This window comes from Kitasatospora sp. NPDC048662 (genome assembly GCF_055587065.1).
Map to the genome: position 1 here is coordinate 646,773 of NZ_JBVJHA010000002.1, position 14,358 is coordinate 661,130.

Here is a 14,358-nt window from a genome sequence, read left to right on the forward strand (position 1 = left end):
CCCGAGTCGAAAGCCGATGCTCCCCCATGCCGATCACCACCGCCCCGGCCCGTTCCCCCCGTCTGCGCCGCCTCGTCGCCGCCACGGCGGTCGGGGCGATATCCCTCACCGCCCTCGTCGCCTGTGGCAGCAGCGACTCGTCCTCCTCGGCCAAGAGTCCGGCGGCCAGCACCTCGCCCAGCGCCACCGCGAAGGCCGATTCGGCACCGGTCACCGTCAAGGACCCGTGGGTGAAGGCGTCCGACACCGAGATGACCGGCGTGTTCGCCACCCTGGTCAACACCACCGGCGCCAAGGTCACCGTCGTGTCCGGCACCTCGACCGTCTCGGCGAAGACCGAACTGCACGAGGTCGCGGACGTGGACGGCAAGCCCACCATGCGCCCGAAGGCAGGCGGCTTCGTCATCGAGGCGAACGCCAGCCACGAGCTCAAGCCGGGCGCCGACCACGTGATGCTGATGGGCCTGTCCAAGCCCGTGAAGCCGGGCGACGAGGTCACCGTGACGCTGACCCTCGACGACGGCCGGACGCTGAAGTTCACCGCCGTCGCCAAGGCGTTCGCGGGCGGCAAGGAGGACTACAACTCCGGCATGACGAAGGGCTGAGCTCCCGATGGACACCAGCCCCACCGAACCCGCTGCACCCGCCACCGCTGCGGTCGGCCGCCGCCGGCTGCTGACCGGCGGCGCGCTCGCCCTCGGCGGGGCGCTGGCCGGCGGCGGTATCGGTGCCGCCGTGGCCCACAGCCCGCACCGCTCCGGGGAGGACCGGCCGCAGCCGCCCGCGTACGGCGCCCAGAAGGTCCCCTTCCACGGGCCGCACCAGGCGGGCATCGACACCCCCGCCCAGGCCCACGGCGTGTTCCTCGGGTTCGACCTGGACGCCGGATCGGACCGCGCCGCCCTGGGCCGCATGATGCGGCTGCTCACCGACGACGCTGTACGGCTCACCCAGGGCGAACCGGCCCTGGCCGACACCGAGGCCCAACTCGCCGCACTACCGGCCCGGTTGACGGTCACCTTCGGGTTCGGCCCGGGCTTCTTCAAGGCCGCCGGGCTGGACGACCGGCGGCCCGCCTCGCTCGAACAGCTGCCGGTGTTCTCCATCGACCGGCTCCAGGACCACTGGTGCGGCGGCGACCTGCTGATCCAGATCTGCGCCGACGACCCGCTCACCGTGGCGCACGCCCAGCGGATGCTCATCAAGGACGCCCGCACCTTCGCCCGGCTTCGCTGGGCGCAGCGCGGGTTCCGCCGGGGCCGCGGCGTCCAGGACGACGGCGTCACCCAGCGCAACCTGATGGGCCAGATCGACGGCACCGTCAACCCGGCGCCCGGCAGCGACATCTTCACCCAGGCGGTGTGGACCGGCGACGGCCCGGACTGGCTGCGCGGCGGCACCACCATGGTGCTGCGGCGGATCCGGATGGAACTGGAGACCTGGGACGCCGCCGACACCAAGGCCAAGGAGTTCTCGATCGGCCGGACCCTCGACACCGGTGCCCCGCTCACCGGCACCGCCGAGCTGGACCCGCCCGACTTCGACGCCAAGGACAAGTTCGGCTTCCCGGTCATCTCCGAGTTCGCCCACGCCCGGCGCGCCCACGTGAGCGACCCCCGGCAGCGCATCTTCCGCCGCCCGTTCAACTACGACGACGCCCCGGCCGCCGATGGCACCCCTGACACCGGCCTGCTGTTCGCGTCCTTCCAGCGGGACATCGCCGGACAGTTCCTGCCCATCCAGCGCGCCCTCGCCACGTCCGACCTGCTCAACCAGTGGACCACCCCGATCGGGTCCGCCGTCTTCGCCATTCCCCCGGGCTGCGCACCCGGCGGCTGGATCGGCGAGACCCTGCTGGGCTGACAGCCGCGCCACCGCACTACCGCGCGAAACACCTCCGCCCCGTCCGACAGCTGCCTGCTGCCGGACGGGGCGGAGGTGTTTCGGGGCTCCGGCGCTCAGCCCCTGCGCTGGATGCGGTCGCGGCCCGGGCGGGTGTCGTGGTTCAGGCCGTCGTCCACGATGACGATCTTGGGCACGATCTTGGTCTCCGCCTCCGGAGCGGTCGCGGGCGCGGCGGACGCAGCGGGCACGGCGGTCGCGGCGGGCACGGCGGGCGCCGCCTGAGCGGGCGCGGCCGCAGCGGTCGCGGCGGGCGGGGTCGTGGGCTTGGGCGGCAGCGGGTCCTTGGCGAAGCTGGCGGGCTTGACGGGCGGCGCCGGGGGCTCGGCCACGGTCGGGGTGTAGGGCTTGCGGGGGTCGGCGGCCGCGGGCTTGGCGGCCGGCTCGCCCTTGACGGGGCCCAGGACGACGGCTGCGGGCTTGGCCGCCGGCTCGCCCTTGACGGGGGCCAGCACGGCGGTCGGCCGGTCGGCCGCGGACTGGGCGGCGACCGGCTTCTCGACGACCGGCTTGGCAGCGGCGGCCGTGGCGACGGGGCCCTTGGCGAGGTCGGCCTTCTTCGCGGGAGCGATCGGCGCCCCGTCCTCGGGGTCCTCGATCGCGCCGACGGCGGCGCCGGTGAGGGAGGCCAGGGTGCCCTTGATGTGGTCGAGGTGGGTCTGGACCTTGTCGAGGCGCTTGGTGAAGTCGGCCTGCTCGCGCTCGCTGGCGAGCTTGATCCGGGCGGCCTTCTCCTTGGCGGCGGCGATCTCCGCGTCGGCCTTGACCTGGGCCTGGGTGTCGAGGCGGCGGGCCTCGGCGAGCATCGCCTCGCGGTGCTGCTCGGCCTCCTTGACCTTGGCCTCGGCGGCGGCGGTGATCTTGGCGACGGCGGCGTCCGCGTCGGCCTCGGCGGTGGCGAACTCCTCGTCGGCCTTGCGGCGGCGCTCGGCGAGGGTGACCTCGGACTGCTCGGAGGCGCCGGCGGCGGAGACCCGGATCCGGGCGGCGTGGCCGGTCGCGGCGTGGATGACGGCGCGGGCCTCGGCGTCGGCCTGGGCGCGGATCCGCTCGGCCTCGGCGCGGCTGCGCTCGTCGGTGCTGCGGGCGAAACGGTCGGTGTCCTCGCGCTGCTTGGCGGCGTACTCCTTGGCGGACTTGGCGGCGGCCTCGCCGGCCTCGTGCGCGGCATCGCGGGCGTCCTCGCCGGAGCGCTTGGCCTTGCTGTGGATCGCCTCGGCCTCGTTCTGCGCGATCTTCAGCAGGGCGGCGGCCTGCTCGCTGAGTTCGCCGAAGTCGGGGTCGGGGGCGTCCTCGGCGGCATGCTGGATGTCGGCGAGGCGCTTCTCCATCTCGCGCAGTCCGGAGCCGAGCACGCTGAGACGTTCCCAGGCCTCGTCCCGTTCGCGGCTGAGCGCGGTGACGGCCGCGTCGACCTGGTCGGGCGCGTAACCGCGCCGGGAGACGGTGAAGCCGTACTGGGACACGGCGTCGCTCATTCGGCTGTTCTCCTCGTGCTCGCGGGCTGCGCAGCCCCGCCGGGTGCGCGGTTCGGTGGGCGGAAGTGTCCGTCCCATTGACCTATTTTGCGCAGATACGAACGCAAACCAAACAGGCCGCTGCCGCGCGGCCGGGCGAACCGGCCGCGCGGGAGGGGCTACAGCAGTCCGTCCCAGAGCTGTTCCACCAGGACGGCCCACCAGCTCTCGGGCGTGTGCACGGCGGCCGGATCGGCCGCCAGCAGCTGGGCCTGGAAGTCGGTGGTCCAGCGGCCGGCCTGCTCGGGCGTCAGGCCGTGACGCAGGTGCCACATCCGGGCCAGCACGGTCAGGCAGCGGACGAACTCGGGGACACCGGTGTTGACGAACCGCGGCGGCTCGGCCGGGTTCTCGATGTCCACCGCGACCACCGCGGCGGTGCCGTACTGGACGCACAGCTGGCGGCCGTAGTCGTTGCCGAGCACCAGGTAGCCGCCGAAGTCCGGGCCGGGCGGCAGTCCGCGCTCGGCGGCCAGCTCGGCCAGCGTCGGGATCGGCCGGCCCTCCTGGGCCTGCGCCCAGAAGAACGGCGGGAACTCGCGCGGCAGACCGACCCACATCAGGGTCTGGGCGACCGCGTCCGGCACGCCCTGCCGGGCCACCGCGCGCTGCTCGAAGCGGAACACGCCCGGACCGAACAGCTGGCCGAGCTCGGCGGCCAGCTGCTGGGGAACCATCGGCGGCAGCGGCGGCACCGAGCCGGGCGGCGGCAGCGGCACCCGCTGGGTACGGGGGCGCGGCGGCGCGGACACCAGCTGGTGCAGCTGCTCGACGTGCTCGCTCAGCACCGCCATGCCGGCCTGCCGGGCGGCGGTGTCCCGGCCGTACGGGGCGGTGTGGCTGATCCGCGCGTTCGGCCAGGACGCCTTCACCATCCGGGCGCAGTAGCCGCCGGGCAGGTCGCACAGCTCCAGGTCGGTGTGCACCTCCAGCACCTGGTCGGCGGGCACGCCGATCCGGCGCAGCTCCTGCAGCGCCTTCCACTCCGGGTGCGGGGTGCCGAGTTCGGACATCATCACCAGGCTCCGCTCGGAGCCGTCCGGCGCCCGGTAGTTGACCACCGCGGTGGTGCCGGGACCGGTGGTCGGCACACCGGGCGGCGGCACCGGGGCGGCCGGGACGGGGCCGGGGCCGGCGGCCGGGAAGCCCGGGCCCGGCTGCGGCGGGGGCACGGGGGCACCCGGGAACGGCTGTGGCGGCACCCCCTGCGGCGGGCCGGGGAACGGCGGCGGGGCCTGGAACGGGGCACCCTGCTGCGGCCCGGGCACGGGCGGGAACGGCGGCGTCGCCGGGCCGCCCGTCGGCGGCAGCTCGATCGCCGGGGCCAGCTGGGTCGCCTGGTACGCGACGGCGGCGGCCTCGGGCGCCGCGGCGGCCGGCGGCACGGCGGGCGCACCGGCGTCGCCGCGCAGCTCGGCGGGCGCGGGCGGCGGCGGGGCACCCGGGCCGGTACGGCCGCCGGGGCCCTGCGCGGGGCCGCCGGTCGGTGGCAGCAGGTCGTTCGGCGGGGGCGGCGGCGGGGCGGTCGGGCCGGTGCGGCCGAGGCCGACGGGCGCGGGGCCGGCGGTCGGCGGCAGCAGGTCGTTCGGCGGGGGCGGCGGCGGAGCCGTCGGGCCGGTGCGGCCGAGCGGCACCCCCTGGGCGGGCGTACCGGGCGCACCCGGCGCACCGGGCAGGCCCATCAGCCCGGGCGGGCCGTCGGTGGCCAGCATGGTCGGGGCGTAGTCGATCGACGGTGCGGGCGGAACGGGCGTACCGGGCACGGGAGTTGAGGGCCCCCCGAGCGGGAACGGCGGCGTCGCGCCGACCGGCGCGGGCACACCCGGCACCGGCGTCCCGTGAACGGGCGTCCCGGGCACCGGAGTCGGCGGACCGCCGACCGGGAACGGCGGGGCCGAGGCGAGCACGGTCGCGGCCTCCGAGCCCGGCGGGGGCGGGACGGGCGGGCCGGGGAGGGGCGCCCCGGACGCGTCGAAGTAGCTGGGGCCCTCCTCGCCCGGCACACCGGGCACACCTGGCACGGGCGGCACCGGCGGCGCGGCAGCCGCCACCGGCGCGGGCGGCACCGGCGCGGCAGGCGGCGTCACCCCAGGCACCGGCGTCGCGGGCGGCGTCACCCCAGGCACCGGCGTCGCGGGCGGCGTCACGCCAGGCACCGACGCGGCCGGCGCGGCCAGCTGCGCGGCCTCCGCGGCCACCGCCGCGGCACCGGCGTCCTGCAGCCACTGCGGGGGGCTGAGCAGGAAGGAGGTGGCCTCGACCGCCCCGCGCACCGGCTTGGCGGCGCCGGCCGGGTTGGGCTCGGCGGGCGTCCCGTACAGCTCCTCGTACTGCCGGACCACCTCGTTGACCGGCAGCGGCGGCCAGAGCATGCTGGCGCCGCTGTCGCGGGCGATCACCAGCCGCGGCGAGGTGCCGGTCCCGCCGCCGTGCTCGCTGCCGTCCACCGCCCAGCAGACGTAGCCGAGGTCGAACTCCCGGACCCGCACCTCGCGTTGGAGCGAGCGCGGCACGCCGGCGTTGATCCAGTCCTCGGCGGTCTCCTGCGCCTGCGCGTACGTGGTCACCACGTCTCGTCCCACCCCTGTCGTTCGGTCAGTTCACCGGGACGGCGCGCGCGAAGCCGCCGTCCACCATGAGTTCGGCGACGGTCTCCAGCTCCGGGGGGCTCCCCGCGAGCCGCAGCAGGAAGGCGTCGAAGCTGTCGCCGCAGGGCAGCAGCAGCCGGGCCAGCCGCTGCTCCGGCGGCTCGTCCGCGCCCTGGTCGCGGGCGTCGTCGTAGGGCAGGAACCAGACCGAACCGGTCTGCTCGCCACGGACCTTGAGGGCGAGCAGACCGCCCTGCTGGTAGGCGATGGCCAGATAGTCCTTGGTCAGGTGGTCGCGCAGGCACTTGTTGGCGTACACCAGGTCCTGGGTGCCGTACTCCTCGGTGAGGGTGAGGAACGGCTGGTCGACCAGCAGGCCGAGGTCGACGTCCAGTGCGGCTGCGGCCGGGGCGCGGCCGCCGGCCAGCTTCAGGAAGTCGCGGTAGACGGGCGGCAGCGGGTGGCCCAGGCGCTGCTCGGCGCGCTGCACCAGGTCCTCGGTGACGGCCAGCGGGTCGCCGCCGTCCTTCGCCAGCGGGAGGTGCACGGGGCGGCGCTCCTGGAGCGGGCGGGTGCCGCGCCGGGCGTGGTCGGCGGTGGAGACCGCCAGGCCGCCGTGGTGCCGCAGCAGGGCCTTCACCTCGACCGGGATCAGCTCCATCCGCCGCCAGCCCGCCGGGGCACGGCCGGCCACGTGGTGCCAGGTCCAGCCGTGCGGGGTGGCGACGGCGGTCTCCAGGTCGGCCCACAGTTCGTGGCCCTGGGTGTAGAGCGCGGCGTTCGCCGACACGTAGTCGGTGAGCCGCAGTTCGTCCACGCCGAAGCCCTCCGGCGGGTCGGCGACCTCGGCGGCGGCGACCGCGTACGGCGAGAAGTCCGGGTACCCGTGCTCGTCGATGCGAACGCCCTGGGGGTGCCGCTCGGCCCGGACCGGGTCCGGGAACTGCACCACCTGGCCCGCGTACGCCGCGTTGGGCACGGCAGCGGTGCCGGGCCGACCTGTCGTCATCTGGGGTCCCCCACAGCAGAAGCCGAAATCCTCGGGGACCAGCGTAGGGCAACGACCGGCCGCGTTCAGGGTCACGGGGGTACCCGACCGGGTATCGCCCGGCCGGGTACCGACACCGCGTCAGCTCCGGCGCACCGCCGCCGCCAGGGTCTCCGCCACCCGCACCTGCTGCCCCTCGGTGAGCTGCGGGAACAACGGCAGCGTGAGCAATTGCCCGGCGGCCCGCTCGGTGACCGGGAACGCGCCTTCCGCATGGCCCAGTTCACGGAACGCCGGCTGGAGGTGCACCGGCACCGGGTAGTGCACGCCCACCCCGACACCCGCCTGCTGCAACTCCGCGAGCACCCGGTCCCGGTCCCGCTCCACCCGGACCGCGTACAGGTGCCACACATGCTCGTTGCCGGGCAGCGTCCGGGGCAGCGTGACCCCCTCCAACCCGCCCAACAGCTTGTCGTACCGATCGGCCGCCGCCCGCCGGGCCTCGTTCCACGCCGGGAGCCTTCGCAGCTTGGCGCGCAGCACCACCGCCTGCAGGGTGTCCATCCGCGAGTTGAACCCGAACCGCTCGTGCACGTACTTGCGCGCCGACCCGTGATCCCCGATCAGCCGCACCGCCTCGGCGAGCTCCGCGTCGTCCGTCACCACCGCGCCCGCGTCCCCGTACGCGCCCAGGTTCTTCCCCGGATAGAAACTGGTCGCCGAGATCCGCCCCCAACTCCCCGACACCCGCCCGTACCGCGCCGCCCCCTGCGACTGCGCCCCGTCCTCCACCACCGGCAGCCCGCCCGCCGCCTCCAACACTGCTTCCATCGGCGCGAGTTGACCGTTCAGATGCACCGGCATCACCGCAACGGCATCCCCGACCCGCTCGGCCACCTGCTCCACGTCGATCAGCAGGCACTCCTCGTCCACATCCACCAACACCGGCCTCAGCCCGGCCCGCACCACAGCCTCCGCCGTCGCCACAAACGTGTTCGTCGGCAGCACCACCCCACCGCCGGGCTCCAACTCCAGTGCCCGCAACGCAAGTTCGAGCGCATCGGTCCCATTCGCCGTTCCCACGGCGTGCCCGACCCCGCAGAACGCCGCGAACTCCCGCTCGAACGCGGCAACCTCCGGGCCCTTGATGTACGCCCCACTCGCCAGCACCGCCTCGAAGCCCTCCCGGACCTCATCGGCAATCTCGGCGTGCGCGGCGTGCAGATCGACCAGCGGAATATCAGTCACAGAGGATCACCAACCAGGGGAACTGCGCAGACGTGCACCCAGGGGCGCGGGGAACTGCGCGAAGCGGAAGGAACTCGTCGGAAAGATCGCGTCAGAGTGAATGACCTGCACGTGCGGGCGCCACGCGGGGCCAGAGCGCTCCCTTCAGCGCCGCCACCACCCGCTCCTGCTGCTCCCCGCTCAGCGAGTGGTAGAGCGGCAGAATCAACGTCCTCGAAGTCAGCAACTCCGTCACCGGCAGCGGCACCCTCGCCGCCCCCTTGTACGGCGCCTCCAGATGCGCGGCCATGATCCCCCGCCGCGCCGAAACCCCCTCCGCCGCAAGCGCAGCAAGCACCTGCCCCCGCTCCGGCGCGCCCTCCGGCAGCAGCAGCCACAGCGACTGGAAGTTCGACGTCCCGTGCGCCGGATCGCCCACCAGCCGCCCGCCGAGCTCCTCCCCCAGCAACTCCCGGTACCGCCCAGCGAGTTCGCGCCGCCGCGCCACCATCGCCGGAAGCTTCCCGAGCTGCACCAGCCCGATCGCCGCCTGGACGTCCGTCATCCGGTGGTTGAACCCGATCTCGTCGTACGTCTCGAGAACGGCCGCCCCACCCGCCCCGGCGTGCCGGTCGGCGGCCGAGACGCTCATGCCGTGCTCCCGCAACCGCCGCAGCCGGGCGGCGAGTTCACCGTCCCGGCAGGTGACCATGCCGCCCTCGCCGGTGGTGAGCAGCTTGCGCGGGTGGAAGGAGAACGCGGCGAGGTCCGCACCCGCGCCGGCGGGGCGCCCCCGGTAGACGGAGCCGGCGGCGCACGCGGCGTCCTCGACGACGGCGATGCCTCGCGGCCGGAGCAACTCCTCGATCGCGTCCAGGTCCACGGGGACGCCCCCCTGATCGACGGCGATCACCGCCCGGGTCCGGTCGGTGAGCAGCGGCGCGACGGTCCCGGGCGTGAGGTTGCCGGTGGCCGGATCGACGTCCGCGAAGACGGGAGTCGCGCCGACGTAGGTGACGGCGTTGGCGGTGGCGATGAACGAGAACGACGGCACGACGACCTCGTCACCGGGACCGACGCCCGCCCCCACCAGCGCCAGGTGCAGCGCGGTGGTGCACGAGGAGACCGCGACGGCGTGCGGCACCCCCACGGCCTGGGCGAACGCCCGCTCGAACTCGGCGACGCGCGGGCCTTGGGCGACCCACCCGGAGCGGACGGCTGCCGCCGCGGCCTGGGCTTCTTCCTCGCCGAGCCACGGGATCATGACGGGGATGGTGGACATCGGGTTCTCCTCCGCTGGGTCGCACCCACGTGCAAGTCGTTGTCCCTGAGGCGATCTTTCCGGGGGCTCCCTCCGATTCGCGCGGTTCTCCCCCGGCCCCGGCGGGCCGGGAGGTGTCCGCACGCGCCCCCGGTTTCGCGCCGTCCGCTAAACCTGCTCCCGCCACCAGGCGACGAGCCTGCGCAGCCCGTCCGCCAGCCCCAGCTCGGGCTTCCACCCGAGGTCGCGTTCGGCGGCCGTGATGTCGGCGAGGCGCCGGACCACCCCGCCGGCGGTGTCACGCGCGGGCCCGTGTTCGACGCCGAGGTCCGACTCCATGGCTTCCAGCAGCGCGTCGGCGAGGCCGCGCAGCGACACCTCGGTGCCGGAGGCGATGTTGTAGACCCGGTCGGTGACGGGGGCGGTGGCGGCGAGCAGGTTGGCCCGGGCGATGTCCTCGGTGTAGACGAAGTCCATGGTCTGGGCCCCGTCGCCGAAGATCAGTGGTGGCTGTCCGGCGGTGATGCGTTCCATCCAGCGGATGAACACCTCGGTGTAGCGGCCGTGCACGTCCATCCGGGGGCCGTACACGTTGAAGTACCGCAGGGCGACGTAGTCCAGGCCGTACATGGCGTGGAAGCTGCGCAGCAGGCCCTCGTTGAAGACCTTCGCGGCCCCGTACAGGGTGTCGTTGTGGTAGGGGTGCTGGCTCTCCGGCGTCGGGAACACGTCCGCCAGCCCGTACACGGAGGCGGTCGAGGAGGCGATCACCTTCCCCACTCCGGTCTCCGCCGCGGCCTCCACCACGTCGAAGGTGCCGTCGACCATGACTTCCAGGGCGAGCCGGGGTTCGGCGGCGCACTGGGTGATGCGGATCGCGGCGAGGTGGAACAGCGCGTCGGTGCCGGGGGCGAGGAGTTCGCGCAGCAGCGCGCGGTCGCGGATGTCGCCGTCCACCACGGTCAGTTGGCCGGGGGCGGCGAGTTCGCGGGCGCGGGCCAGGTTCTCGGTGCGGCCGCGGACGAAGTTGTCGAGCACGACGACCTCGCGGGCGCCGGCCTCGATCAGTTGGTCGACGACGGTGGAGCCGATGGTTCCGGCGCCGCCGGTGACCACACAGCGGGAGCCTTCCAACACGACGGCGGCGTTCATCGGACGGTGGCCCTCTCCAACAAGGACGGCTGACGGGTGGTCTCCACGGGCACGGTCGCGCCGCCGAGTTCGAGGCTGCGGGAGGCGGCGTGCAGCAGGCGCAGCACCCGCAGGCCGGCCCGGCCGTCGGTGAGCGGGGCGCGGCCTTCGCCGATCGCGGCGGCGAATTCGGCCATCACGTTGCGGAGGGCTTCCTGTTCGACCAGGGCGGGGGCGACCATGTCGCCGACCCGGTAGGAGATCAGGGCGCGGTGCCGGATGGCGTCGGTGAGTTCGTCGGGCGGGGTGAGGTCGACGCCGCGGTCGTGGATCGCGAGCCGGGCCTGCGGGTTGAGGTCGTCCCAGACCAGGGTGCGGCGGGAGCCGCCGATCAGGGTGGTGCGGACCTTGGTCGGGGAGAGCCAGTTGACGTGGCAGTGGGCGAGCGCGCCGTTGGACAGGCGCAGCGTCAGGTAGGCGACGCAGGCGCGGCCGGCGCCGATCGGGTCGGCGGCCTGGGCGCTGACGCCGACGGGTTCGACGCCGGGCGGCAGGACGAAGTCGAGGATGGACAGGTCGTGCGGGGCGAGGTCCCACAGCACGTCCACGTCGGGCTGGACGAGTCCGAGGTTGATCCGGACCGAGTCGAAGAACTGGATGTCGCCGATCTCGCCGCCGTGCACCAACTCGCGGATGCGGCGCACCACGGGGGTGTAGCAGAAGGTGTGGTCGCACATCAGGACCAGGCCGCGCTCCTCGGCGAGGGCGACCAGGTCGGCGGCTTCCTCGGCGGTGGTGGTGATCGGCTTCTCGACCAGGACGTGCTTGCCGGCCTCCAGGGCGGCCCGGGCCAGGCGGTGGTGGGCGGCGGCGGGGGTGGCGATGGCGACGGCCTGCACCCGCTCGTCGGCGAGCACCTGGTCGTAGGAGGTGGTGGCGGTGACGGTGGAGTACTCGCCGAGGACCTTGCGGGAGCGCTGTTCGTCCAGGTCGCACAGCCAGTGCAGGTGCAGTGCGGCGGTCTGTTGGGCGTTGCGGACCAGGTTCGGACCCCAGTAGCCGGCGCCGACGACGGCCAGTCCGATGCGCCGGTCGGGTTCTCGTTCGGTACTGCCCGGTGTGGGCACGTGTTCCCCAGGCGCCTCGTGCGCCACGACGTTCGACCCCATCGCAAGACCCCCCTTGCCGCCGCGTCGCTCGAACGGTACCGGCCCGGCCGGGCCGGTCGAGGCACAATCGGAAAACCCGGTGAACGCCACCGGGGGCGCGCGGTACGGGAGTTGGTCCCTCCGTACACCTCTGTGCGCCCCCGTGTCGCACCCCGGCGCGGCGGAAGTCGGATCCGTTTGGCAGGCTGGACACATCGGGGTGAGGATTCACCGTCCGTCAGCAGACCCCCGGCAGCGGAGAACTGCCGGTGCGCCGTACAACGTCGAGGAGCAGTCATGGACCAGTCGGGCCCGCCGCCCGTGTTGCGGCACCAGCGCGACAGCCTGCTGCCCGCGGTGGCGGCGGCGCTGATGCTGCGCGGCGGCGAGGTGCACACGCTGGCCGGGGAGAAGTCCGATCTGTCGCCGATGCTGCACCCGCTGGTCGGCGAGTTCCTGGCGGCGCTGCCGGTCGACAAGCGCGAGCGCTTCCTCGGCCGCTGCCCGGAGCCGGCGCTGCTGTCGCAGTTCCTGGGGCAGGTCGACGCGTCCCGCTCGAAGCGGGCCTCGCGCAAGCCGATGACGGTGCAGGAGGCCCGCAAGGCGCTGAAGGGCGCCCGGATGACCACGGTACGGATCCGCGAGGAGGGCGATCCGGCGCACGGCACGCACGCGCCGCCGTGCCGTTCCTGCGCTCCGCTGCTGGATCATCTGAACGTGGCCAGCGTCGCGGTCGGGCCGCCCGGCCGCCGCTGACCCTCCATTCCCCGTCCCCGAACCACCGGAGCACGTCCTGAACGCCAGCACCGTCCGTACCCAGCCCCGCTTCCCGGCCGACGTGGCCGCCGCCCTCAAGCAGGCCGGCTGGCACCCGGGCCGGTGGGAGATCCGCCAGGCCGAACAGTGGGCCGATGCGATGGTCGCGTACGGCGGTCCGCTGGATCCGCAGCACTCGGTGTTCCCCGCCGCGATCGAGGCCTGGGCCGAGTTCGGCGGCCTGGCCTTCGACGTCCCCGGCCCCGGGCGGACGATGGCCCGCACTCCGTTCCTGCTCGACCCGCGCTGCGGCCTGCACGCCCCGCGCACCCTCACCGACCTCGGCCGCGCCCTGGACACCCGGCTCGCCCCGCTCGGCGAGGAGCTGCACGGGCAGGCGCTGCTGGCCATCGACGAGCAGGGCCGGGTCTACAGCCTCGACCACACCGGCGAGTGGTTCCTCGGCCACAGCGTCGACCAGGCGCTGGCCACCCTGGTCCTCGGCCTGACCCCGCACCGGCTGCGCACGGCCACCGGGAGCTGACGGGTCAGGCCAGCGGTTCGACGGCCAGCCGCAGCCGGGACGGCAGCACCGCCTCGACCCGGAAGCCGCCGTTCTCCGGCCCGGCGTGGAACATCCCGCCCAGCGCCATCACCCGCTCGCGCATCCCGACCAGGCCGTTGCCGCCGCTCGGCAGCGCCACCGGCATGGCCGCACCGCCGGGGCAGTCGTTGACCACCGACACCCGCACCCCGTTCGGCACGTACGCCAGCAGCACCGTCACCCGCGCCCCGCCGGCGTGCTTGTGGGCGTTCGTCAGGCCCTCCTGCACCACCCGGAACGCGGTCTGCTCGGCCTCCGCGACGTACGCCAGGTGCTCGCCGCTGACGGTCAGCGAGACGGCCATGCCGGCCGCCCGGGACTGCTCCACCAGCTCCGCCAGCTCCCCGAGGCCGCCGACCGGCGCCTCCACCTGGTCCTGCGGCTCGGTCATCCGCAGCACGCCGAGGATCTCCCGCAGTTCGTCCAGCGCCTGCCGGCCGACCTCGCCGATCAGTGCCGCCGACTGCTGGGCCTTCGCCGGGTCCTTGGGGATGATCCGCTCCACCGCCGCCGCGTGCACCACCATCAGGCTGACCCGGTGCGCGACCACGTCGTGCATCTCCCGGGCGATCCGGGTGCGTTCCTCGGCGCGGGCCCGCCAGGCCCGCTCCCTGGCCTGTTCGGCGAGCAGCGTCAGCTCGGTGGCCAGGCCCTCCGCCCGGTCCTTCAGCGACTCCACCAGGCGGCGCCGCGCCCCGATGTACAGGCCGGTCACCACCGGGGCGGTCGCCGTACCGACCGCGACGGCCGCGGCCACCAGCACCAGCGCCCAGCTGGGCGGCACCACATCCCGGGGCGGCGGCGGCTGGCTCGGCGCGAACATCGCGAGCATCGCCATGCCGAAGGTCTCCAGCATCGCGACGCCCGACAGCACGATCACCCGGGCCCGCCGGGTCGGCCACTCCCAGGTCGCCGTCAGCGTGTACAGCGACACCACCAGCAGCGTCACGCCGAACAGGCCCGGCACGAACACCAGCGCCACCACCACCGGCAGCGCGGGCCACCTGCGCCGCACCAGCAGCGAACCGCCGGCCAGCGCTCCCAGGACCACCCCGACCACCACGACCGGCGTGTCCAGCTGCATCCGGCCCCGCAGCAAGGAGAACGCCCCGACGGCGCACTCCAGCCCGGCCGCCAGCGCCAGAGCCACGTCCAGCGCCGCACTGCGCCTTCGCGTCCACCACCACACGCCGTCCCCCGCCGGCTGTTCACTCATAACGGACACCTTACGCAGTG

At 74.4% G+C, this 14,358-nt stretch carries 12 protein-coding genes; 4 read left to right on the plus strand and 8 right to left on the minus strand.

The genetic code is table 11. The features are described from left to right. The first annotated feature begins 26 nt into the window (after positions 1-26). Together ACZ6R9_RS08875 and ACZ6R9_RS08880 are read left to right on the plus strand one after the other, a co-directional pair. Positions 27-605: a copper chaperone PCu(A)C gene (locus ACZ6R9_RS08875; protein ID WP_380479732.1), complete on the plus strand. Its 579-nt coding sequence runs from the start codon at positions 27-29 to the stop codon at positions 603-605. Between the two features lie 7 nt (positions 606-612). Next, entirely contained in the window at positions 613-1,863 is a 1,251-nt protein-coding gene (locus ACZ6R9_RS08880) for a Dyp-type peroxidase (RefSeq protein WP_465537325.1), read from the plus strand. 95 nt (positions 1,864-1,958) lie between these two features. Here the strand turns inward: ACZ6R9_RS08880 and ACZ6R9_RS08885 are convergent, their stop codons facing one another. The 7 genes from ACZ6R9_RS08885 to ACZ6R9_RS08915 form a co-directional block, all read right to left on the minus strand. After that, entirely contained in the window at positions 1,959-3,380 is a 1,422-nt protein-coding gene (locus tag ACZ6R9_RS08885; protein ID WP_465537327.1) for a hypothetical protein, read from the minus strand. 158 nt (positions 3,381-3,538) lie between these two features. Further along, positions 3,539-5,989, minus strand: a complete 2,451-nt coding sequence (locus ACZ6R9_RS08890) for an SUKH-4 family immunity protein (RefSeq protein ID WP_465537329.1) — start codon at positions 5,987-5,989, stop codon at positions 3,539-3,541. 25 nt (positions 5,990-6,014) lie between these two features. Then, complete coding sequence (locus tag ACZ6R9_RS08895; protein ID WP_380479724.1) at positions 6,015-7,016, minus strand: SMI1/KNR4 family protein; 1,002 nt, start codon at positions 7,014-7,016, stop codon at positions 6,015-6,017. A gap of 120 nt (positions 7,017-7,136) precedes the next feature. Further along, positions 7,137-8,243 carry a DegT/DnrJ/EryC1/StrS family aminotransferase gene (locus tag ACZ6R9_RS08900; protein WP_465537330.1) on the minus strand — a complete coding sequence of 369 codons (1,107 nt, stop codon included), beginning with the start codon at positions 8,241-8,243 and terminating at the stop codon, positions 7,137-7,139. Positions 8,244-8,334: 91 nt separating this feature from the next. Next, the gene (locus tag ACZ6R9_RS08905; RefSeq protein WP_465537332.1) at positions 8,335-9,504 is read right to left on the minus strand and encodes a DegT/DnrJ/EryC1/StrS family aminotransferase; all 1,170 of its coding nucleotides are present in this window, start codon (positions 9,502-9,504) and stop codon (positions 8,335-8,337) included. Between the two features lie 147 nt (positions 9,505-9,651). Continuing rightward, entirely contained in the window at positions 9,652-10,635 is a 984-nt protein-coding gene (locus ACZ6R9_RS08910) for an NAD-dependent epimerase/dehydratase family protein (protein ID WP_465537334.1), read from the minus strand. Continuing rightward, positions 10,632-11,783 carry a Gfo/Idh/MocA family protein gene (locus ACZ6R9_RS08915; RefSeq protein WP_380479716.1) on the minus strand — a complete coding sequence of 384 codons (1,152 nt, stop codon included), beginning with the start codon at positions 11,781-11,783 and terminating at the stop codon, positions 10,632-10,634. The genes ACZ6R9_RS08910 and ACZ6R9_RS08915 overlap by 4 nt, the downstream gene beginning before the upstream one ends. A 276-nt stretch (positions 11,784-12,059) precedes the next feature. Between ACZ6R9_RS08915 and ACZ6R9_RS08920 the strand changes: the two genes are divergently transcribed. Both ACZ6R9_RS08920 and ACZ6R9_RS08925 read left to right on the plus strand, forming a co-directional pair. Beyond that, positions 12,060-12,518: a YwqJ-related putative deaminase gene (locus ACZ6R9_RS08920; RefSeq protein ID WP_380479714.1), complete on the plus strand. Its 459-nt coding sequence runs from the start codon at positions 12,060-12,062 to the stop codon at positions 12,516-12,518. An 82-nt stretch (positions 12,519-12,600) separates the two neighbouring features. Beyond that, a complete protein-coding gene (locus ACZ6R9_RS08925; RefSeq protein ID WP_380479712.1) occupies positions 12,601-13,062 on the plus strand; it encodes an SUKH-3 domain-containing protein in 462 nt (153 codons plus the stop codon). A gap of 4 nt (positions 13,063-13,066) precedes the next feature. On the opposite strand, the gene ACZ6R9_RS08930 is transcribed toward ACZ6R9_RS08925, so the two are convergent. Further along, the gene (locus ACZ6R9_RS08930; protein WP_380479710.1) at positions 13,067-14,338 is read right to left on the minus strand and encodes a sensor histidine kinase; all 1,272 of its coding nucleotides are present in this window, start codon (positions 14,336-14,338) and stop codon (positions 13,067-13,069) included. Positions 14,339-14,358: the final 20 nt, after the last annotated feature.